General features: G+C 40.8%; 15 protein-coding genes. 4 read left to right on the forward strand and 11 right to left on the reverse strand.

What is annotated here, in order from left to right; genetic code table 11:
- Positions 1–3,745 (reverse strand): beta strand repeat-containing protein (locus tag J4N24_RS21895; protein WP_207535893.1); only part of this gene is annotated, 3,745 nt, incomplete at its 3' end.
- A 220-nt stretch (positions 3,746–3,965) separates the two neighbouring features.
- Here J4N24_RS21895 and J4N24_RS21900 point away from each other — a divergent pair.
- Together J4N24_RS21900 and J4N24_RS21905 are read left to right on the forward strand one after the other, a co-directional pair.
- Complete coding sequence (locus tag J4N24_RS21900) at positions 3,966–4,427, forward strand: Rossmann-fold NAD(P)-binding domain-containing protein (protein ID WP_207535894.1); 462 nt, start codon at positions 3,966–3,968, stop codon at positions 4,425–4,427.
- A gap of 94 nt (positions 4,428–4,521) precedes the next feature.
- A complete protein-coding gene (locus J4N24_RS21905) occupies positions 4,522–5,634 on the forward strand; it encodes an acyltransferase family protein (protein ID WP_207535895.1) in 1,113 nt (370 codons plus the stop codon).
- A gap of 84 nt (positions 5,635–5,718) precedes the next feature.
- On the opposite strand, the gene J4N24_RS21910 is transcribed toward J4N24_RS21905, so the two are convergent.
- Both J4N24_RS21910 and J4N24_RS21915 read right to left on the reverse strand, forming a co-directional pair.
- Entirely contained in the window at positions 5,719–6,177 is a 459-nt protein-coding gene (locus tag J4N24_RS21910) for a MarR family winged helix-turn-helix transcriptional regulator (RefSeq protein ID WP_207535896.1), read from the reverse strand.
- Positions 6,178–6,288: 111 nt separating this feature from the next.
- The gene (locus J4N24_RS21915; protein WP_207535897.1) at positions 6,289–6,708 is read right to left on the reverse strand and encodes an SRPBCC family protein; all 420 of its coding nucleotides are present in this window, start codon (positions 6,706–6,708) and stop codon (positions 6,289–6,291) included.
- Positions 6,709–6,850: 142 nt separating this feature from the next.
- Here J4N24_RS21915 and J4N24_RS21920 point away from each other — a divergent pair, with 142 nt between their 5' ends.
- On the forward strand, positions 6,851–7,357 hold the full coding sequence (locus J4N24_RS21920) for a DinB family protein (RefSeq protein WP_242691769.1): 507 nt from the start codon (positions 6,851–6,853) through the stop codon (positions 7,355–7,357).
- Between the two features lie 276 nt (positions 7,358–7,633).
- Here the strand turns inward: J4N24_RS21920 and J4N24_RS21925 are convergent, their stop codons facing one another.
- The 8 genes from J4N24_RS21925 to J4N24_RS21960 all read right to left on the reverse strand — a co-directional run bounded on the left by J4N24_RS21925 (position 7,634) and on the right by J4N24_RS21960 (position 21,208).
- Positions 7,634–9,133 carry a calcineurin-like phosphoesterase C-terminal domain-containing protein gene (locus J4N24_RS21925; RefSeq protein ID WP_207535898.1) on the reverse strand — a complete coding sequence of 500 codons (1,500 nt, stop codon included), beginning with the start codon at positions 9,131–9,133 and terminating at the stop codon, positions 7,634–7,636.
- A gap of 36 nt (positions 9,134–9,169) precedes the next feature.
- Positions 9,170–11,617, reverse strand: a complete 2,448-nt coding sequence (locus J4N24_RS21930; RefSeq protein WP_207535899.1) for a bifunctional YncE family protein/alkaline phosphatase family protein — start codon at positions 11,615–11,617, stop codon at positions 9,170–9,172.
- A gap of 114 nt (positions 11,618–11,731) precedes the next feature.
- Positions 11,732–12,556 carry a hypothetical protein gene (locus J4N24_RS21935; RefSeq protein WP_207535900.1) on the reverse strand — a complete coding sequence of 275 codons (825 nt, stop codon included), beginning with the start codon at positions 12,554–12,556 and terminating at the stop codon, positions 11,732–11,734.
- A gap of 104 nt (positions 12,557–12,660) precedes the next feature.
- Complete coding sequence (locus tag J4N24_RS21940; protein WP_207535901.1) at positions 12,661–14,196, reverse strand: DUF5689 domain-containing protein; 1,536 nt, start codon at positions 14,194–14,196, stop codon at positions 12,661–12,663.
- 86 nt (positions 14,197–14,282) lie between these two features.
- Positions 14,283–15,845, reverse strand: a complete 1,563-nt coding sequence (locus tag J4N24_RS21945; RefSeq protein WP_207535902.1) for a SusD/RagB family nutrient-binding outer membrane lipoprotein — start codon at positions 15,843–15,845, stop codon at positions 14,283–14,285.
- Positions 15,846–15,856: 11 nt separating this feature from the next.
- Complete coding sequence (locus J4N24_RS21950) at positions 15,857–19,354, reverse strand: SusC/RagA family TonB-linked outer membrane protein (protein WP_242691770.1); 3,498 nt, start codon at positions 19,352–19,354, stop codon at positions 15,857–15,859.
- A 185-nt stretch (positions 19,355–19,539) separates the two neighbouring features.
- Positions 19,540–20,550, reverse strand: coding sequence for a FecR family protein (locus tag J4N24_RS21955; RefSeq protein WP_207535903.1), 1,011 nt, complete (start codon positions 20,548–20,550; stop codon positions 19,540–19,542).
- A 79-nt stretch (positions 20,551–20,629) separates the two neighbouring features.
- Positions 20,630–21,208 (reverse strand): RNA polymerase sigma-70 factor, encoded by a 579-nt coding sequence (locus J4N24_RS21960; protein ID WP_207535904.1) that lies wholly within the window; start codon positions 21,206–21,208, stop codon positions 20,630–20,632.
- A 212-nt stretch (positions 21,209–21,420) separates the two neighbouring features.
- On the opposite strand from J4N24_RS21960, the gene J4N24_RS21965 reads away from it, so the two are divergent.
- On the forward strand, positions 21,421–21,882 hold the full coding sequence (locus J4N24_RS21965) for a DUF6252 domain-containing protein (protein ID WP_207535905.1): 462 nt from the start codon (positions 21,421–21,423) through the stop codon (positions 21,880–21,882).
- The last annotated feature ends 128 nt before the right edge of the window (positions 21,883–22,010 follow it).

Consider the following 22,010-nt stretch of genomic DNA (forward strand, 5'->3'; position numbering starts at 1 on the left):
TAGCACCATTACTCCATGCATAAGAATAAGGAGAAGTACCACCAGATACAGAGATATCAATAGCCCCGGTTGAAGCACCTTTAACAGAGACATCCGTTTTAGAAGTTACTACAGCGGCTAATAGAGCGGAAGGCTCAGTAATAGTTGCAGAAGCAGTTGTAGTTACACCATTTTTATCAGTAACAGTAACTGTGTAAGTACCTGCAGCAAGACCGGTAAGATCTTCTGTAGTAGCACCATTACTCCATGCATAAGTATAAGGAGAAGTACCACCGCTCACAGTAATATTAATAGCACCGGTTGAAGCACCTTTAACGGTAACATCGGTTTTAGAAGTTACTACAGCCGCTAACAGAGCAGAAGGCTCCGTAATAGTTGCTGAAACTGTTGATGTCGCTCCATTTTTATCGTTAACTGTTAGCGTATAAGTTCCTGCTGCAAGTCCGCTCAAATCTTCTGTAGCAGCACCATTGCTCCAACTGTAGGTGTAGGGGCTTGTTCCACCACTTATTGAAATATCAAGAGCCCCGGTAGTAGCGCCCTTCACTGTTACATCTGTTTTGGATGTAATAGTTGCAGTTAATGCAGGATTAACGGTAATGGTCAAAGTTGCAGAAGTGTTGCCCGAGCTATTGCCGGCTGTAACGGTATATGTTGTTAAAGACTTCGTAGCAGTAGGCGTACCTGTAATTTGCCCCGTTGAGGTATTGAGGGTTAACCCAGCAGGTAGTGCGGGACTAATGCTATATGATGTTGCACTTCCTGTTAATGTTGGATTAAGGGCAGTAATGGCTGCACCAACAGTATATATGTTCGGCGAGGTATAGCTTAAACCCGATGGGGCAGTTGCTGAAACGGTTATTGTGTTTGAAGTAACCGAATTTAGACCTGAAGATGCAAAGCTTAATGTTTGCACCCCTGATCCGGAAATGGCCAGATCATTAAAGGTAACGATACCATTAACCGCCGTCTTGGTTAATGTTCCACTAAGACTTCCAGTCCCAGAACCGATCGATACAGTTACCTGAGTTGTACTATTGTTGGTAGCCAGGTTTCCGTAAGCATCATATAAATACACAACAGGTTGTTGTGATAATTGAGCACCACTAAAAGCAGTAGATGATGGTTGCTGATTAATTACCATGCTGCTTACTACGGCAGGACTGATTACGAAAGAATTTGAAGTTCCGACCGTTAAAGGGTCGGTGGTACTTAGCGTAGTGAGTGTATAGGTTCCTGCTTTTGTGAGTGTAACGCTATGAGACGACAGTACTCCCGCAGTAAAAGAACTTGTTGGTCCAGCCCCTGAAGACATGTTGGATGAGGACGCAACCGTATTCTGACCCGTATAATTCGTGTAAGTTGCGTTGGCCGCATCCTGGGCAGTGATAAGGACTTTAAATGGAGTACCAGCTATTTGGGTCCCAATATTTCCTCCCGCAGCAGCCTCGACCTTAAAGTGGTCTACACCCGCGACCGTGACAATATTAGAGAAATTGCTTTCAATTCCATTAACGGTATTAGTGGCTTTAACCTGAGCGCCTTTGTAAATATCGCCGGTCGCGGTAGTGATGCTCCAGGTAGCAGCATTCGATGTATTTGTTAGTGGAGTTCCGTCAACGTAAAGTTTCACAAGCGTATTACCTGCAGTTCCACTTACTGAAGTTGCTCCAGCATAAATAGGAGAGGTAACAACTGGAGCAGTTGGGGCGCTTGCCTGCACAGTCACCGAATTAGATGCGGCACTTAAGGCCTTATTGGTAGCGTCCGCTTTTGCAGTTAAAACGTCTCCCGAAGCAAGAGTTAAACCTAGAACTGACCAATTGCCAAAGGCATTGACAGTAGTTGTTCCAATCGTAGTAGTTGTACCTCCGCTTGTCTTATATAAGTAAATTGTTGTTCCTGAAATTTCTACTGAAGTTCCCGTAACCGTTTTTCCTGATCCTGCAATGTAGGTATTAGTAATAACCGGAGCAGTTGAAGTTGCTGAGGTTCCTGAAACTATAACAAGGTTGGACTCATTCGAAAGAACATCATTAGGTCCACTACCTTGCGCCCTTGCTGTTAGTCTGTCTCCTTCAAGTAAACCTGAGGCAGAAAAGGAAGTAGTGGCAGCATTGGTAAACGTTAAACTGCTTCTAGCTATTTCGATTCCGTTTTTATATAATATTAAAGTTGAATTCGAATAATTACTTTGAACAGTGATAGTTGTAGAACCGGTATTTGCGAGGATAGAAGTAGTGTTAATCGTTGGAGCAGGTGTAAGTGAGGTTGAATTACTTGCTCCGCTGGCCGCCGACATACCACTTACACAGCCGTTGTATTCGGCGGTTGCAAAAAGCCGGGAGTCATTGAATGTATTTTGCGCTTGCCCTGTAACAAATGAAAAGGAGCCCGCACCAGTGGAGGTGGCAGAGACATAAGTAGCTGTACCTGGGCTTAGTTCTGTGAAGGTGTTAGTTCCAGGTGTTTGTTGGTACACTCTTATCCTTACCGTGTTTGCCAAAATTGCAGACCCGTCCGGCATAGTCCAGGTGCCTGGCAAATTTTGAGAGCCATTAACTTTAGCACCTATAACGGGGGTCGGTGTATAACATAATTGTGGAGCAGTTACCTCTACCTGATTTGAACTGACTGAAGTACTTTTGTTAGTAGCACTAGCTTTAGCGGTAATAAGATTACCAGCAGCAAGACCAGAAACTCCAGACAAAGTCCATGCGTTACTTGTTACTGTCGTTGTTCCAATAGAAGACCCGTTTTTATATACAGTAATTATAGTGCCATCTGTTTCAACACTAGTTCCTTGAATAGCAATGCTGGCGGTATTTAAACTGCTTGTAATTACCGGAGCAATAGTAACGAGTTGCCCAAAACTTGCGCCCTGGGTTAAGTTGGAAAGATCCGTTGGAGGAAAACTGCCCACAACTGCTGCATACGCAGCATTGGTATTACTACCATATTTTTGATCGTTGATGCCATTAATATCTGAAGCAGTTCCACTAATTCCGCTTTGGGCGCTGGTAATGGTAGTGGCAGCAAGTCTTACACTTCCAGTGATCCCAAGATCTGCATAGGGAACAAAAAAATCATAGAAGTAATCTGCATCTCCGTCATTTGTACTTGCTGCTATAGAGCGTTGATGGTATTGATCAATAGTGTAGGTTTTAGTGTTAGAAATTGTTCCCGCTGATACGTTGTGAGTATATATTTTAACTCCAAAACCTGTTTCTAATACGATTTCTTTTTCAAACCCAGGGTTAGCACCCGTTAGCGAAAATAGATTATCAGTATCTATCAGAAGAGAATATCCTTTAGAGGCAGTCGAGTTTTTACCGATCCGAAAGCGGACGATAAAATAATCAACTCCACTAACCGTTTTTTTCAGCACAAAAACGGAATTAGAACCGTCTAAGCTAACTATTTCTGTATGACCTCCACTAGCACCTGTACTTAAATCTGCCGAAGGCTCTGCAATAACCAGTGGTATAGAAACCATTTGGAGTTCGCTGGAAGTCCCATAATCTTTTGCGGTAAATCCAGCAGAGCTAACAGAAGAATATCCATCACCATTTGGATCGAGTACTGAAAGACCAATACCACTGGCTGGTTTATATATTAACCCTGGTGTTTGCCCTTTTGATTCATTGCTGAAAAGCCCTAAAAGAAGGATCAAAACACCAAAAAAGACTCCAAAGTTGAGGCAAAAAGAAGCCCGGGCTTTGGCTAACAAAGCTTTTTTTAACATCTAATAAGTATTAAAAGGATTTTCTCCTAGTACACACGCTAATCAGTCAACCTCACGGAGATAATGTTCTGAAGTGTTGGATTTTACGCAGAGAGAAACAAAATTGTTACCTGTGTGATATTTTTTTTCAAAAATCTGATCATCATCACTTTAGCCTTTGACAATACTCATGTCCGGTTAAAAGATAAGCTGGTACTTTTGTATTAAATCCTGATTGAATATGAGAGCCATAGCATATAGTATAAGATCGAATGAGAAGGAGCCTCTGGCACTAGCTAATGTAAGACGGCATCATATTACATTAATTACAAACCGACTTACTCTAGCAACTGCCGACTTTGCGGAGGGGAAGGATGCTGTCATAGTTTCTTCTGCCGACGAATTATCTTTGGAGGTAATTGAGCGGCTTGTCGAATTAGATGTTAAATATATTTTAGTAAAAGGATCTAAAAGCTACAATCTGACTACCGAACAATCGGATGGATCCGCTAAGCCCTTACAGATTGTCGACCTCAGTTTCTTATACCATCAGCAGGACGTTAATGAAAATTTGATTTTAGAGCAGGTAGCAATAGAAACCGTCCTCACCTTAAACAGGTGGGAGGAGAGCAATCAGGAAGATTTCATACATTATACCTCCAGGGACTACTCAGGTATGCCACAAGTTCGAAGATCAGCCTAGTTTTTCCCTCTACTTTCATAGAGAGAAAGCTGTGTATTTGGAAGGTAGGATTTAATAAATTTTTTTAGCAATTTCCCCTCCTCAAACACACCAAATGAACGGAAATTCACCTGCCACTAAACCGCACTACCCAATCCTTGATGGACTTAGAGGTGTTGCTGCAATTACAGTTGTTATTTTTCATATTTTCGAAGCTCACGCCACAAGTCATTTAGATCAAATCGTCAATCACGGATATCTTGCGGTAGACTTCTTTTTCTTGCTCTCCGGTTTTGTTATAGGATATGCCTATGATGACCGTTGGGAGAAAATGACTGTAGGAGATTTTTTTAAACGTCGGGTTAGCAGACTTCAACCTATGGTTATACTTGGAATGATGATAGGTGCTATTGGTTTTTATTTTTCAGCTTCTCCAATGTTTCCTGAGATCCATTCTGTTCCTCTCTGGAAAGTTATCTTAACCATGGTTATTGGCTTTACCCTTATCCCTCTACCCATTTCAATGGATATCAGAGGATGGCAAGAAATGCATCCCTTAAATGGGCCAGGGTGGTCCCTTTTCTTTGAATACCTTGCAAATATCTTCTATGCACTTGGGTTACGAAAGTTGTCAAAAAAAGCGCTGTCTGTACTGGTAGTTATAACCGGTGCTTTACTAATCCACTGCGCAGTAACGAGCAAAAACGGTGATGTAGTTGGCGGCTGGTCACTTAACGCTGAACAGCTGCGTGTCGGCTTTACGAGGATGTTGTTCCCGTTTTTTGGAGGCTTGTTATTATTCAGAATTTCTAAGCTTACCCATATAAAAAATGCCTTTTTACTTTGCAGCGTGCTCCTTGTTGTTGTATTGGCGTTTCCACGGGTAGGAGGGAAGGAATATCTTTGGATGAATGGTCTTTATGATTCCTTGAATATCATTTTGATTTTTCCACTAATTGTTTACCTTGGGGCAAGTGGTAAGCTCCATACCGATCGTGAATCAAAGCTTTGTAAGTGGCTTGGCGACATATCCTATCCTCTTTACATCACTCATTACCCACTTATCTATATTTACTTCGGATGGTTAAGTGAGCATCGCGATTCAAGCCTTTCTGAAATTTTACCCAGGGCAGTTGCTACATTCGTTTCCGCTATCCTGATTGCTTATGCTAGTTTAAAATTATACGACGAACCTGTTCGCGCATGGTTAAAGAAAAAACAAGCTTAGGTTTAACCGATAGATAATTTATAAAATCTCAAATAGTAAAGAGGACGGTTATTGTTTAACCTGTTCCTCTTCACTCAAAAAGTATTAGTGGCTTTGTCCAAGCAAGGTCAGTAAGTCTCTATTAAATTCTTTTGTTTTGTTGCCGAGACGTGAGAAGAACTCCCGGTCAAAACTTTCTACCGTTACGACGGCCTTTTTCACCAGTTCTTTTCCTTTGGTCGTTAACTCTACGGTTTTAGCCCGTGTATCTTTTAAGTGTTCTTGCCGTTGTATCAATCCTTTCTGCTGCAGTGTTCTTAAAACAGTGGAGGTTGTCATCGGGTCAATTTTTGAATGAGAGGATAATGCCACCTGTGTTACTTCTGATTGATGTAAAGTAAGCCAGTGGGCGCTAGCTAGTAAGACAAATTGCGAGTGCGTAAGTCCATACACATCAAGTGCCTTTTTTATCTCCCGTTGCCATAAATTAGTAACCTGCCAAAGCAAAAAGCCAGAGCTCTCTTCTGCCTTATCCACACTAAAAGTATTATCGACCGATTTCATTTCCGCTTTGTGATTTAATAAATATCTTTTCTGTATACAAAGAAACTAAACAATATGAATTCGAATAGAACTTCTGTTTGCATTCGTTTCAAGCAAACAGCCGTCCAACGCTCACAGTTTTGAAGCCGCCTTAATTTGAGATTCTATATCTTTCTTGAAATTGTCTACAATATTTTGAGCCACAATCTTACGCCATAAGAAGCCCAGAATACCCGTTACTGTTATCGTATTTGTTATTCTTAAGCCCTCTGCTGTTTCTTCGAAAAGGTGGTTATCGTACATTTTAGCTAAGGGAAATTTTGTAACATCAAGGAAAGATCTGTTTTCAGTTGTTTCAAGTAATTCAACTTTAACATTTGGTCCTCCTTTAGGTCTCAATGTAAAGTAATTACCCTCCTTAAACTCTCCATTAATTTTTGCAAATTCTATTCCTTCATCCCAGGTATGCCAGGAATTTACGTCTGCAAACAGCTTCCACATTTGTTCTTTTGTAACTTCATTTGTTAAGATTGAGTAAGATTTTGACCACATAGTTTTTCATTTAATAGGTGCAAATATAGTAAGTGTACTTATTATATCAAGCGCTTATTATTTATTTCCAATTCTTGTTAATCCTGCTGACATAGGGTTGTCATCTATCACTGTTTTCTTTGTTGAACAAAATCTAGAAATCATGGAAACTACTCAAATGACAGAAAAATTAAATCAGGTTATTACTCCTCAGCAATTACTTACACATTGGCAGGGACATAGAGCACTCACCCGTCGTGTAATTGAAGCTTTTCCTGAGGATAAATTAAGTGATTATACAATTGGCGGAATGAGGCCATTTATAGGTCTGATTGCCGAATTAATTGATCTGGCAGAAGGAGGGGTGGAAGGATTGGCTACTGGAAATTGGAAATCGGCAGAGGAATGGGGACATGTTACCGGTAATGGGCCTAAGACAAAGGAAGAACTTCTTGCTAAATGGGATGAGGTAACAGAAAAGATTAACCTTTTCTTTCCTCAAATTACTGAGGATAATTTTCAGGATTCAGTTTTGGCTTTTGGACAATATGAAGGAACTGTTATCTCGATGATTTTATATTTTATAGACAATGAGAATCATCACCGTGGGCAATCTTATGTTTACTTACGATCTCTGGGAATTAATCCTCCATTTTTCTGGGAAAGATAGGAGATTAGTGATCTGATAAAAAAGGGAGTTGCAGAATCCACTCCCTTTTAAAACCTCACCCTTTATCTAACCTATGAAAATCTTTTTTTGCGATATGTCTGTGTGTACGTAGGTTTCCATAATAGGTTGCATTTAAAAGTTTTCTTCAGGCTGCTGACAATAATAATTATTAACAGATCTTGACGTTCCACCATACCGTCTTTTCAATTCGGGTATTTATAACCTAAGAACTTGTGTAAGGATCTTCGATAATAATGTCAGTTGAGGCATTTTTCCTTATGCAGTCAAGCTTAACGTTTCCGTATACACCTTTCCGAACGGGTCAGTAGCTACTACCTTAATTGCTTTCACAGAAGAAGCTGGTTTAACGAAAAATATATGATCTGTTAAATTAGGCTCAACCCATTTCCTGATGTTTGGCTTTGCATTTCCCAGGTAGAGTTCGTGCGCCCATGGGTCATAAGCTGTACGCTGCTCCGGCTGTCCCATAGCTTTACCATCTGCAAACCATTCCAATTTCCAGTTCTTATCGTAGTTCCATACATTGATGCAGGCTTCCTGTGGAAAGTCCTTCTGCCTTCCGGGAGCGTAGATCCGGATCTGGTGCTCTTTCGGTTGCCCTGTTGCTTTATAGTACCAACCTATTTCGTTACCCTTTACCTCATACACGCCATAACCTGCAGGAGTTCCGTCTCCGCAAATAGGACCGGACCACCATGCGCCACAAACTGTTCCGTGGTTATGTTCTGTAATGTTACCATTGCTCCAAACTTCGTTAAAATGTGTATGGCCAGACATAAAATGAACAGTGTATGGCTTCAGCATATCATACAATCGCTGACGGTTCATTACCACACCTCCTAAATCCGGCTCTGTTTTCTTATCACGTTTCCATTGGTTAGTGAAAGTTGGAATATGGAGGTTCACAATGAGCGTTGATCCAGCTGCAACAGTTTTCAAATCCTGCTCCAGCCATTGAAACTGTTTTTCTGTAAGGTAGCCCATATAATGCTTCTCCAATCCCATAAAAAATACATCATCCAGAACTACATAATGAAGCTTGCCTCGGTTAAAGGAATAGTAAGCCGGACCGAAGTTTTTCTTGAATGTGTGTGATGAGCCTTCGTCTGCACGTGCATCATTGTCCATATCATGATTACCAATAACATTGAAAAATGGAATGTCAGCAGTGTGAACAGCTTCACGGTAGTCAGCAAAAAGGTCAAATTCATCCCAAACCAGGTCACCACAACCAACACCGTGAAATAAAGTGCCTGCCGGATACGATTTTACAAGGTCGCGTAGATCTGGAGCAGATTGTGTTTTAAGTAAGCGAGCGTCTTCTTTAGTCTTTATCTGTGGATCTGCCCAAACAACAAAATTATGGTTGGTGTCGTCCTGTTTTAACTTCTGCAGAGCAAAGTCGGCAGTAAATACATTGCTATCACGTTTAATCGGACTATAAAAACTTGCAATTCCTTTGATATTAGGAATTTCGTAACCCGAGGGAATACTTATATAAACAAATTCGGCTGTGCTATTACTTATTAATTCATAGGTGCCATTCTTTCCCGTGAGGGTAACGTTTGTGCCATCTGTTACAGCAACGCCTTCTAATCCCTTACCATTGCTGTGCACTTTTCCCTTTAATGTAATATTCGTGAGATCGATAGCTCCTTTTGCCGGGTTGGCAAAGGTCTTAATTAATGTGCCTGGTGCTGCTAGCAGGGTACCAGTTAATCCTATTTTTTTTAAAAAGCTTCTTCTGTTAGACATTTTTAATAGTTAATTCTTCGGTGTATTTTGTAATGATTAATCGTCGTCGTCCTTCTTGTTTTCCATTAATACAAAGGCACTTCTCCGGGGAGCTGGCATAACTGAATTTTCGCCCTTCACATATTTCCAAACTACTTCATTCAAATCCAGGTCCGGGGCGGCATCTTCCTTAGCAAAGTTGAATTTTTCTGATCGTTCAGCACTTTTATTAGATGCGACGTTCCTTTCTTCAAGATTTACCCGGGCAGCTTTGGAGGTATAAGGTTTTAAATCAGGTACCGATGTAAAGCAATCTGCAAGAGGTTTGGCAGCTGCATCATATTGACTCATTGGAGGCAAACCAAGAATCAACTCCATGGTTCGTAAAATACCTGAGGTCGAATACATAGTATGATTTACGGAGCCCATTTTAGTGTAGGGACTGATAACGAAGGCCGGCGAACGATGGGCATCAATATGGTCAGACCCGTTTTGTGCATCGTCTTCCAATACGAAAATAGCTGACTCTTTCCATATAGGACTTTTAGAAATATGCTCAACTATACGACCCAACGCAAGGTCATTATCTGCTACAGCAGCAATCGGACTTATTTTCCCTTTCTTCTGTCCACTTGTATGATCATTGCCTATTCTGATACTGCTGAATTGAGGTATTTGATTCACAGCAAGTAAGGAATCAAAATCTTTTTTAAACACCTCGGCCCTGTCAATATCTTTAACATCCATGTTGAACCCTTCATAGCCTGGGCAAACCCGCCCTTCCAATGCTTTGATGTTAGCTTTGCCATTCTCTCCAAATTCTCCGTAAGTGCGGTAGCTTATACCGGCACGTTTACAATAGTCCCAGATAAATCCATCTTTTGGATAAGCGATCTTCCGGCTTCCTTCATAATCGTACGTTCCTCCGCGCCCACCATAGCTGATGGGCCAGGTTTTTTCAGTATAATCGGTAGCATAGGCGGCCATACTCCAGTTATGCCCGTCTGCACTTACTTCTGCATCTACATAGAAATTGTCAAGCAGAACAAACTGACGGGCAAGTGCATGGTGGTTAGGAGTCACCTTTTCCGGGAATATACAAAGGGATGAATCACCGTTCCCCTGGGGCATATCACCAAACACCTGATCGTAAGTACGGTTCTCTTTAACGATATAAAAAACATGCTTTATGGGAGATTTCGTATTAGGGCCTGAAGGAATAGGGTTTCCAGCTTCAACCTGTGCTTTTTCCTCTTTCTCCTTAGTGAAGGGGCTATTTGAAAAAACTTGTTGAGTGTAAGCCTTAAGTTGGGAATCAGAAGGCTTATCAATGATAGAAAGCGTACCCTTAAACAGGGCGGCAATATACTGCACTTTCTGGCCTGGGGTTATCCCTTTATGCGACCCACTGTTATCAGACTTTTTTACAGGTTGAGGTCCTTTCGGATTTGGAAGAGATGAAAAACCTTTACCGTTACTTACCAGGATTTTTTTTCCCAGTGTTTTAACTGATGTAGGGTACCAGCCAGTAGGTATAAAGCCCATTGAACGACTTTTTCCCGGCTCTGACACATTAAAAACTGCAAGACAATTGTTGTCTGCATTTGCAATATATAGTGTTTTCTCATCGTCAGAAAGAGCGAGCCCATTGGTAGTTGAGCCGGTAAGTTTAGTGGGGTAAAGTGTAGTAGAGATAGTTTCTATTACTTTCCGTTGTGCTGCATTAATTACAGATACAGAGTTATCACTGGCATTGGCAACATAAATAAACCTTCCATTCTTCGAGACCAATATCTCATTCGGGTGATTGTCTGTTTTAATTTCTGTAACAATTTTTTCTTGTCGAGTGTCGTAAATGGCTAGTTTTTCATCTCCCCACAGAGAAATGTATAGTTCGCTCTTCGCAGGATTCAAAACACAGCTATAAGCTTCTGTTCCAAGGTTTAATTTCTTAATCCTTTTTTTTGTGTTGAGATCTACTACGTACAGGCAACTGTCTTCCTTCGTCACCGTGTAAAGCCGGGCAGCCTTAGTGTCTACATCAATTCCCGCCGGACTTATCTTATTGGGCCAGGCTTTTCCAAGACGGATAGTATCAGCTTTTCCAAATTTACCGGAGGTAACAGGGTAGGAGAGGATGATATTATCATTTCCGCCCGATACATACAGCTTATCACTTTTCTCATTAAATCTTAATCCATACCATGCTTTTTTAATGGACACAGAGTCTAAGCGTTTCTCCGATTTGGGGTCAATTAGCAGAATGCTCTGATCTCCCTGTCCATTGTTAGTAACGGCTAGAAGCTTCTTGTTGGAAGATAAAGCAGTATTCAGTGGAAGATCGCCTAGTGGCAAGGAACGCCCGGCAGGACTCAAGGACCATCCGTTAGGCAATAGTACTTTAGATGCCTTCGGATTATTAGTGGGCAGTTGTGCCTGAGAAAGCATTGGAAATAGTAGGGGAAGGCAGATTATTACTGCTGCTTTTTTTAATGTTAAATTCATTGTTTCTTTTGAAGGCTTTCTTTTAATCGTCAATCCAAGTTCATAGCGGTATGTTGTCCTTACATTTCGTCTTTCAAAAATGTAATTCAACACCTGAATTCAAATTTCAAACTATTAACGCAAGCTGAAATTTAGGGCCGCCCTAACTGAATAACCATTCTGTACCGACCTGCCTATCTCTCTCATTGCCCCAGAGCCAAACGCAGTACTTTTGGTAGCATAAAACACAGGTCCACCACAAGCGGAAAAGGAAAGGCGAGAACCAGATGGGCGGTAATTCAGGGATGGTCCTACTAACATTTTAGCGCCACCCTCAGCTTCATCTTTTTCCCAGAAGCCTTCAAGATCCTCACCGATCGTTTCTACTCCTGCAAAAAAGTTCCCTTTAATTCTGTGCTGAAAACCAAGGCTTGTAGTGAAATCAACCTTGTCTCTATTAGATGCAAAAGGTTTTTCGAAAAGCATGTTTCCAGAAAGGCGAAGGGCAGGAGAGGTATAAGCAAGGGTGATCCTGCTTAAGGCAGATTTAACATTACTCCAGTCGCGACTTATTCCAAGCCCAATACCCAAGGCAGGTCCTCGTCCGGTTTTTCCACCTATAAAATTACGAATCACCTCTGCTTGTTGAGCTGTTTGAGTTCTGCCTCCGTTTGCGAAGCCAAGTCCCATATTCGCAATGAAAGTAAAGCGATGTCCGAGATAGGTATTCAAAGCCGCCTGCTGATTAACTCCATCGTAACCAAACGGTCCTTCCGTCCTTGCGCCCACACCTCCGGCGTAACTTATAGTATGCCTGGGTTGCTCTGAATTCATGGTGTTAGTAATAAACAAAAAGGGTTGGGCGGGTTGACTCGAACCTGCTACAGGAGTTTGTGCCTTTGCCGAAAAATTAATACTTGAGAAAATGACTATTGCAGTCGAAAGTCTTAATAAGTTCATAAGTGAGAGATTGATATGCTATCCGGGAAGCGAAAAAAAGATTGGCCTTTCCTTTCCGGATAGCTATATTCTTGAAGTTTAATGAATTAAATGTTTCTAGGATGTTAATTCACTACTTTAGTAACACCTGACATTGCTTCAATTACAGTTAACGGTGATTTGCTAGCTACCGCAACAGTTTTATGAACCCGCTTTGTAGTCCATTTTTTAGCCGCCGCATCATATACACCACCTAAGTAACTGAATTCACTATCAACTGGTGAACCGAACCTGTTAGTATTGGTACCTTGCAAAAAGAATGGCTGCGCTATTTCACCACTCATTGTACTATATTGATCGTTGTTAGTAATTGAATATCCTACGCCATTCCCAAATACGTTACCTGTACCGGCGAAAAATATTACATCCGCAGGTTGGGTTGTTTTTCCTACGTTTGAAGTTGGAAATATAGCAATACCAGCAGCGTTTCCACTGTTAGCCAAAAGGTTAGATGTCTTATCGCCGATACCTTGATCTCCGGGAACATCGTTATAGAGTTTACTAACTACCCAGTTTGCACCACTGATATCGGTGGAGCCAATACCTCCTATTTGTTTAAATCCACCCACATAGAAGAAAGTTCCTTTGGCAACTGTTCCCTTTGTGATATCAAATCTGTAAGTTCTCAATCCTCCCGTATTCCACCCTTCTAGCGGAAATCCAGTAGGAGTAGAGGCGCCTGCATTATTTGTGGTATATACAGTAAAATTCTTTTGCCTGAAGTCGAGGTCCTGGGTTGCCAGAAACTGAATATACTCGTAATTAGCATCTGTACTAGTAGGATTAGCGAAATACCCTGTTATAATTGCAGGATGAGGCCCTAGAGGAACCGTAGGATCTACAATAATACTTGTGGCAAAAAAGTCGCTCTTAATACGAGGCCATATTTGAGGGACTCTTGTTGTGGCTGAAGGAAGTACAAGTCCCGTTACTTTTGCCGTCCACGGCAATTTTTCTGATTTAAAATCAGCCGAATTATTTACATGCATCTCAATATTTCCTGAACCATCATTAAGAGATTTTACTCCCTCAATTGTTTCAATACCTATATTCGGCTCGAAATTGCAGTTGTTAAGAACTCCATAGCAGCCTTCGAAGTTATCAGGTTTTGCTAACATAGTTGCAGCAGAAAGTGGAGTTCTAAGGAGTCTAACATTTGATGCTACTTTCTTCACCTCTGCAGAAGATACCCCTGTTATTTGTAGTATTCCATCAACCCTTTTCAGTACGCCACCTTCTATTTTAACAGTTACTGAATCACCAGGAACATATCCAGCTGCTGCCTCACCTATATTAATAGCAATTCCTCTCAAAGAATCAATTCCATTTCCAGCTCTTCTTAAATTTTGAACAAATAGAAGACCCGGGGGAAGATTGTGTCCTGAATGGTCCGACGTTACCTGACCTGTTAAGAAGCTAGCTTCGCGGAGAGCCTCTTTAGTCAACACTACATCGTTACCTTGATAGAGCTTTTTTAGATCGAGGTTTGAAATATACGGACTTGGAGTTCCTACCACAAAATCACTATCTCGTTCACAAGACGCAAAAGTAGTAACCAAAGCGCAAAGAATCAGTAGGTGTATTTTTATAAACTTTTTCATTGAATCTCTTATGATTTTTTGTTCTGAAAAACCTGATTGCAACTTTAATTTAGTTGTATATAGGTCCTTAATTATAGGAATGAATCTTAAGGTCTTTGCCACCAAACAAGTGTGTTAATATCATCAGGGCCCTGCGCCGCTACAGCATTTTTGTAACTTGTAGGATTTGTTGACTGTATTATTTGAGGGTAATAAAGTCTTGATGGCATTTTTCCTCCGTTTGCTAGTCCTGTTCCCTTTGGTAATATAGGGTGGCCTGTCCTTCTATATTCAAACCATTGTTGGAAGTCAACCAGGAACATCGCATAATATTTTTGGACATGGATCATCTCCATCTTACTTTTATTGCTTGTGCTGGATTCAAGAGGAAGATCTGCGTCCCACTTTAAGTTTGAGGATGCGTTTACATAATCCTTAAACTTCTGATCCGTTGAACTTGTAATGTAAGTTGGCATCCAGTAGTTAATTGCGTCAGCCATCCCTTTATAATAATAGCTCTCAGCAGAACCACTAATCCACCCTTTTGCAGCTGCCTCAGCAAGGATAAAACTCACTTCGGCACAGTTCATAATAATGCCGGTGTTCTTATCAGTTTGTAGTGTTAATTTGCTTTCCGAATCAGAATTAAAGTGCGCTTGAGTGGTAAGACCTAAACCTGGCTCGTAGCCGCTAGGTATTCCTACCCAACCGTCGGGGCCTCTATCTATTCCTAAACGAGGAACTCCTGCTGTACCTAAATCTGGATCTACTCGTGGGTCATCCCAGGAAACCAACTTCCCTAAAAAGAAGTCTCCAATAGGCATTCCTCTAAAATCAACTGGCCGAATATTAACCATGTAAGGAGATGAGAAGACTGCGGTACTGCTATTGGTACCGTTCCAAAGAATCCTCGCAGTATGGGTATTGTTCTCCATTATCGGATATTCGCGAGGGTTTGTATCTACAATTTCTTTGATTTTTGCGATTACTGTTGATGCTACTTCGGATTTTCCTGATGCACGAAGTAATAATCTTAAATAAAGAGAATTTCCAAATCTTCTCCATCTTGCCAGATCTCCCTGAAAGACAGGGTCGCTTGTTGCCACTATTTGAGTGCCGTCTTGCAAAAGCTTATTCGCCTCTTCGAGCTTTTTAAACATGTCAGCATAAATGTCCTGTTGCCTATCAAATGCAGGTTGGACATTTCCATCTTTACCATTGTTAGCTTCAAAGTATGGTACATCTCCATACGTGTCAGTTAGTAATGAATAGGCCCATGTTTGTGTAATAAGAGATATAGCTTGATATGACTTATTAGAACTTTCAGGTTGGCTTGCTATTGTATAGATATTTTTAAGATCTGTCAAATTCAAGTACCAATTATTCCAGGTGTTATCTGCTTGATTTCTTCTGATATCGTAACGAAATATTCTACCTTCAGAATCGTTAATCTCCACCGTCACTTGCATCAATTGATTGTTAAAATTCCAGTTTCGAATCATATTCGTACTTAAAATATTAACCAGTGCTGGAGCCAACAATTGATTCGCCTGAGTGCTTCTTTGCCCTACAGGGTCTGTATTTTCTTCAATAAAGCCCTTCGTACAAGAAGAGGAAAGGCATATAATCGCCAAGAGGATATAGATAACTTTATTTTTATTATTTTTCATTATTTCTTTAGTTAAATCCCTACAACTACCCTTAAACCCATACTACGTGTTGACGGTAATTGACCAGTTTCAAATCCTTGCTGAATATCAGATCCTGCCAACGTTCCAAATTCAGGATCGAACGCTGGCCATGGAGACCATATAAAAAGGTTTCTACCATAAACACTTAGTGTAGCCCTATTAATTCCCATAGCATTTAAAAGTCTTTTATTAAGTGAATAGCCAATACTAGCCTCGCGGAACTTCAAAAAATCTGTTCTGAAAACACTTCCTTCTGCCTGACCACTTCCATATATCGACTCATAGTAGGCGGCGACGTCTGTAGCAATCACGTCATTCTTACGGTAAGTTCCATCAGCATTCTGAACCACACCATCGCCAATAACTCCATTGTATCTGCCCGGAAGGGTTACTGTATGTTTACCCAAAGAAGCCATTCTGGAAAATGTAAGAGAATGCCCTATAGCTCCTAGTTGAGCATCAAATAAAGCATTTACATTAATTCTCTTGTATGTAAAGCCCGTGCCGAAGCTCATCTTAAATTTAGGTATAGTATTTCCTAAGTAAAGCAGATCTGGATTTTCAAGCGCTACCCCTGTCTTCGAATTATATACTATTTGTCCGTCAGGAGATCGTAGGTATCCTCGTCCGTACATGTCTCCCATACTACCTCCGACATTTGCTACAACCTGCCCGCTTCCCAGTGCTCCTGTTCGAAGCACGAGAGAGCTGTCTGCTAACTCTTTTATCTTGTTCCTGTTCGCTGAAAAGGTGGCGTAAGTTGTCCATTTAAAGTTCTTGGCTTGTAAAGGAGTAGCATTTAAGGCTACCTCGATTCCTTTATTATCTACGCGGCCAATATTGACAACCTGAACATTATACCCTGTCGACTTATCTACAATACGATTTAAAATTTGATTCTTGGTATTCCCTTGATATACGGCAACGTCGAAATTTAAGCGGTTTTTAAATAACCTTAGGTCAAGCCCAAGCTCGGTTGTAGTAGTTATCAGCGGCTTTAAATTAGGATTGGGAAGTATTCTTGGATTGTTTGTTGCACTGTCAGGATAGATTCCCGAGGATGCATACTGATAGTTGTATGCTGTTCGGTAGGGAGTCGTACTTCCACTTCCTACTTGCGCCAAAGAGGCTCTGAATTTTAGAAAGCTGAAATATTGAGGAAGTTTCCAGAAATCAGAAGCAATGAAGGCAAGGCTGGCAGATGGATAGAAAAATCCTACATTATCTGTCCTTGTTGCAGTAGCAAGCGTACTATTCCAATCTTGACGACCAGTTATGTCCAGAAATAGATAATTTTTATACCCAAATGATGCAGCCCCATAAAAACTATTAATTCTGAATCTTGCAGTGTCTGGGACAAGAACTAAAGGGCTTTCGTTGTTTGCAAGACTATAAAGATTTGGGATAACCAGACCATCTGCTCGTTTCTCAAGAGCATTATAGACGTTGCGCATCCTACTTCCTCCAAGGTTTGCTGTCAATTGTAAGTCTTTATTGAACTGTTTGGTGTACTTGAATAAGAAGTCAGCATTAATTTCATAAGAGCGAATGTTTCCTACACGGTAAGAACCATGGGCGAACTTATTTCCTGCGGCATCCCAAGGTCGTTGCGTCCCGCGTTGATCCTTATTGAAATCTATAGAAGCACGCCCCATCAGGCTTAGCTCTTTAGTAATCCTGTAATTGCCCTGAATATTACCCAGGACACCATTGCGTTTTTGCGAGTTTATGAACTGCTCTGCAATAGCATAAGGACTTTCCGGATTTGTAGTTGTGATATTAATTAGTTGCTGAAATTCTTTTCCAGGAACCCAGTAGTCTCTGTACCAATCAACATTCACATTAGGTTGAGCAAACATAAACCAGTACATTAAAGATTGATTTCCGTATCCAGTAGCTGGCAAATTATCACTGTGTCTGTTACTATATTGAGCTTTTAGATTAAAGCTCAGCTTCTTTGAGGCATCAGTATTTGCATTTAACGAAACGTTGGTTCTTTCTAAACCCGTGTTTGGTGCAATCCATTTATTGTCACCATGACTTGCTGATAGACGCAAACCAATACTTTTATAAGTACCGTCCAAACTTACCGAGTTTGTTGACTCTGTTCCTGTAACAAAATATGCATCAATCGGATCTTCATAAGCAACCCATGGAGTTCTGTCAGCTCCTCTTGCTTTGGTAATAGGGTCGAACTGGTAGAACATCCCTCCCGTACTAAAGGCGGGGCCCCATGTTGAACTGGTTGCATTAGTACTTGGTCCGTCTGCAGTAGTGCCATAAGAGAAGTACGGTACACCAAAGGTACCGGCACCAAATTCTTGCTGACGATCTGGACCACGATTTACGTTTTCCCAGGAATTATTGGAGGTTATGGTAATACCCATTTTATTCCTGCCTTTAGTTGCAGACTTGGTAGTAATAACCACAGCCCCATTAGCTCCCCTTTGCCCATATAATGCAGATGCAGCTGGGCCTTTGAGCACTGTTACCGTTTCTATATCCTCCGGGTTTAAATCCGAAAGAGCATTTCCGTAATCGGCTGGCATAATATCTCCTGAAGTTCCGTATACCCCACCACCTGTGGCCGCAGTTCTTCTCGAACTACTAGATGCAACTACACCATCAATTACAATTAGAGCTTCATTATCGCCAGTAAGATTATTTTCACCACGTAAGATGATCTTATTAGAACCTGCAGGACCACTGTTCCTTACTAGGTTCAAGCCTGCTACTTTACCGGATAAACCATCTGTCCAATTTGTGGAAACAGCATTAGTAAGTTGAGTACTATCAACTTTCGTAGCAGAATATCCGAGTGATTTTTCATCCCTTTTTATCCCCAGGGCAGTTACAACCACCTCGGTTAGGGCATTTGATGTTTGTTTCAATTTGAAGTTATGCGTTACTTCTCCTCTTTCCGTAACTTTCACTCCACTTACTGTCGCTTTTGCAAATGATACATAGTTCGCCTCCAGTGTATATGTTCCGGCAGGAACAGCTATTGAATATCTTCCGTAGATATCCGCTGTCACAGCTTTATTTAACTCGACCACTTTAACTGATGCTCCTGGAAGAGATTCTCCTTGCTCATCTGTAACCTTACCTGTGATTTTTCCCGCAGGTTGGGCCTTTGGAACGATCAGGATATTTTTCTCTCCTGCAAGTTTGTAAGTTAGAGCACTTCCATTTAGTAAGATGCTCATGATCTCTGAAACGCTGCGTTCGCTTTTTTCAATCTGCACAACCTTTTGCAGGTTTAACTGAGCGTTATTATAGTTGATTGATGCTCCGGTTAGCCTTTCAATTTCTTCAAAGGCATTCTTTAAAGTCATCTTGCTTGCGCCCCAATAAATTCTCTTTGTTGAGAGAGGTTGGGCCTGTGCTGTCGGCAGCATTGTAGTAAATTGAGAGATGACGAACGCTACAGAAACAAGTAGCATTTTAAAATTCGGCTGGATCTTTTTCCGTCGAATACAGTGTTTCATTGCTTTTTGATTTTGGTAATACAGTTGTGCAGCTTTTATAATAGGGAGCTACTTACATTTTTCTATATTTACCTTGTTTTTAATTTTTTAAGACTGAGTTAAAAACTAATTAAATGCCGTAACTGTGACCAGCAGCTTGCGGCTTTTTCGTAATTGAGAAGCGTTTTTCCTAGTACATAATCCTCCTATTTGCAGTTCTTATTGTTAATGATTAATCTGTTTGCCTGAAAAGTATAGCTGCAGCCCGTTAGTTGAACAAGGATGTCCATAACCTCACGTAGCGGCATATTGTCGAACTTGGCGGTATATTTTGAATGTGTATTTTCAGGGTCAGCAAGAACAGTCTTAATGTTATACCACCGACTTAAAGTAATGGCGATTTCATCTAATGATTGGTTCTCTAAAACAAGCTTGCTGTTTTTCCAACCGAAAGCATTGGCCGGATTGACAGTATTGAAGGAATAATCACCAGTAAGGGTATTAATGTCTAATTGCTGGCCTGTCAACAAATATTGAAGGAACTTTTGACCGTCTTTCGAGGCTATACTAACTCCCACTTTGCCAGAAGCTACTGTTACAGCAACCTTACGTTCGCTAGGGAAGGCTTTAATATTGAAGCTAGTTCCGAGTACAGTAGTTTTAACGGCGCCGCTGCTAACCACAAAAGGTTTCTCCTTTTTGTGTGTTACATCAAAGAAAGCCTCTCCGCTTAGCTCCACTTCTCTGATCCCCTCTTCAAAATGTTTAGGGAAGCGTACCGAACTTTCCGAATTGAGATGTAAAATGGAGCTATCTGGTAAAATAAGCTTACTTCTCTTCCCTTTACCATTGTTGAAATAGACGTATTCTTTGGGATTTTGGCTCTGCTGCTCAAAGGGATTTAACCAGAAACCAAGTGTGGTAAGAATGAAAGCGATAGAAGCTGCGGCGTAATAGAATACTTTGAAAGTTTTCTGTTGAGGCACTGCCCCGATGGAGTTATTCTGAACAGCATTTTCTATTTTACACCAAGCCGCTTCCATATCGGGAGGGCTCGAAAACCAGTGGCGACTTTCTTCCAAAACTTTCATCGTTTCGCAAAAGTCGCGTTGATGGTCAGGGTGCAGATCCATCCAGTCACGCAATTCGTTCAATCCTTCGTCGCTTATTGTGCGGTCAAAGTATTGCGTTATTAATTCCTGGTAATGCTCATTCATACTTGTGTCTCTGTTAATAAAGACTGTATTCTGAGCTCTGCTGCTTAGCGTGTTCGGTTAAGAATCGATTAAAAAAATGTTAAATGTCCGAGGATTGTTCTTTTCTGAAAATCTTAGATCTAAGCTCGCGTATTGCTTCGTATAGAGTAGACTGAACAGTTTTTAGGGAAAGATTTAAGACTAGAGCAATCTCCTCGTTGCTAATGTCTGAAAGGCGGCTCATTAGTAATACTTCTCGTTGCCTGATGGGTAGTGTATCTATTAATTTTATTATCTCCTGCTGAGTTTCCCTGCTTCTCATTATCGACAATGGAGAGCGCTCATCGCTAAGCACTTCACTGTATTCTTCGAGGTGTTCACAATAAGTAACCTTCAATGGTTTCTTTTTTAACAAAGTAAATGACTGATTTCGGGCTGCCGTAAATAAGTAACTTTTAACTTTTTCAATATTACTTTTCGCCCGCGCTTCCCAAAGCTTAATAAATACATCTGCTATGATCTCCTCGGCCAGTGCGTTATCATTTACGTAAATACTGGTAAACTTACAAAGAGAATTGTAGTAACGGCTGAATAGAGCTTTAAAGGCTAAAGCATCATCTAACCTAATTAATGTCAATAACTCATCGTCAGAAAGGAAGTTGTAGTCTTGTCGGACCATGTCGCAAAACTAGATTTCGGAGATTAGGGAAATGTTAAGAGGGTGTGAAGTTGTGTTTAAGAGAATGCAGGGAGCATAATAACCGATCATTTTGGTGCTCGTTTTTTTGTTGTTCAGAAAATGATTGTTGTCACTTATGAAAGATAATTATTAAAAGTGAGAAGCTTTTTCTTTGCCTTTTGTATCTTTGCTGTTAATAAAATCTTAACACAATGAAATACCTTAAATCAGCACTTTTAGTGCTCACAGTTTGCCTTTTTGGTTTTACAGCATGTAAGAAAGACAATGATGATAGTTCTGCTGAATCGTCAATGTCTGCTAAAGTAAGTGGAGCAGCTAAGACAACCATTACTCCCCCTACTGCTGTTTATTACTCCAGCGCAAAAGCAGTTCAAATTTCAGGGCAGTTTACAAGCACAACCGGTATATCAATAATGATTGACGAGCCGAAAGTTGGAACTTATGATGTTAGTGAAGATCAGGTGATGGCGATGTATCTGCCAACCAACGCAGCTGGAGTAGGTTACATGGGAAATTCAGGAACGGTAAAAATCACTGAATGGTCTGAATCCCGAGTTAAAGGAACATTTGAATTTACAGGAGAAGCACTTTTGTCAGATGAAACAATTACCATTAGCGAAGGTAAGTTCGATGTGAAAGTGACAAAAATGTAAGTGTTTTGACCCAACAAAGAGCCAGTTGAAATAGGACTAGCTTTTTGTTGGGCTATTTACTGCAGTATCTTTCACTCTTCCTCAAAACTCTCTCCCTTAATATTCCCCTAACATACGCTCCGTTTATT

Source organism: Desertivirga arenae (assembly GCF_017355785.1).
Classification (GTDB): domain Bacteria; phylum Bacteroidota; class Bacteroidia; order Sphingobacteriales; family Sphingobacteriaceae; genus Desertivirga; species Desertivirga arenae.

What these genes read in the sequence shown, in the direction of transcription:
- J4N24_RS21935 (WP_207535900.1), bottom strand. Translation starts at nt 12,556, where the DNA reads ATGAACTTATTAAGACTTTCGACTGCAATAGTCATTTTCTCAAGTATT.
- J4N24_RS21965 (WP_207535905.1), top strand. Translation starts at nt 21,421, where the DNA reads ATGAAATACCTTAAATCAGCACTTTTAGTGCTCACAGTTTGCCTTTTT.
- J4N24_RS21910 (WP_207535896.1), bottom strand. Translation starts at nt 6,177, where the DNA reads ATGAAATCGGTCGATAATACTTTTAGTGTGGATAAGGCAGAAGAGAGC.
- J4N24_RS21915 (WP_207535897.1), bottom strand. Translation starts at nt 6,708, where the DNA reads ATGTGGTCAAAATCTTACTCAATCTTAACAAATGAAGTTACAAAAGAA.
- J4N24_RS21900 (WP_207535894.1), top strand. Translation starts at nt 3,966, where the DNA reads ATGAGAGCCATAGCATATAGTATAAGATCGAATGAGAAGGAGCCTCTG.
- J4N24_RS21930 (WP_207535899.1), bottom strand. Translation starts at nt 11,617, where the DNA reads ATGAATTTAACATTAAAAAAAGCAGCAGTAATAATCTGCCTTCCCCTA.
- J4N24_RS21925 (WP_207535898.1), bottom strand. Translation starts at nt 9,133, where the DNA reads ATGTCTAACAGAAGAAGCTTTTTAAAAAAAATAGGATTAACTGGTACC.
- J4N24_RS21955 (WP_207535903.1), bottom strand. Translation starts at nt 20,550, where the DNA reads ATGAATGAGCATTACCAGGAATTAATAACGCAATACTTTGACCGCACA.
- J4N24_RS21940 (WP_207535901.1), bottom strand. Translation starts at nt 14,196, where the DNA reads ATGAAAAAGTTTATAAAAATACACCTACTGATTCTTTGCGCTTTGGTT.
- J4N24_RS21950 (WP_242691770.1), bottom strand. Translation starts at nt 19,354, where the DNA reads ATGAAACACTGTATTCGACGGAAAAAGATCCAGCCGAATTTTAAAATG.
- J4N24_RS21905 (WP_207535895.1), top strand. Translation starts at nt 4,522, where the DNA reads ATGAACGGAAATTCACCTGCCACTAAACCGCACTACCCAATCCTTGAT.
- J4N24_RS21920 (WP_242691769.1), top strand. Translation starts at nt 6,851, where the DNA reads ATGGAAACTACTCAAATGACAGAAAAATTAAATCAGGTTATTACTCCT.
- J4N24_RS21945 (WP_207535902.1), bottom strand. Translation starts at nt 15,845, where the DNA reads ATGAAAAATAATAAAAATAAAGTTATCTATATCCTCTTGGCGATTATA.
- J4N24_RS21960 (WP_207535904.1), bottom strand. Translation starts at nt 21,208, where the DNA reads ATGGTCCGACAAGACTACAACTTCCTTTCTGACGATGAGTTATTGACA.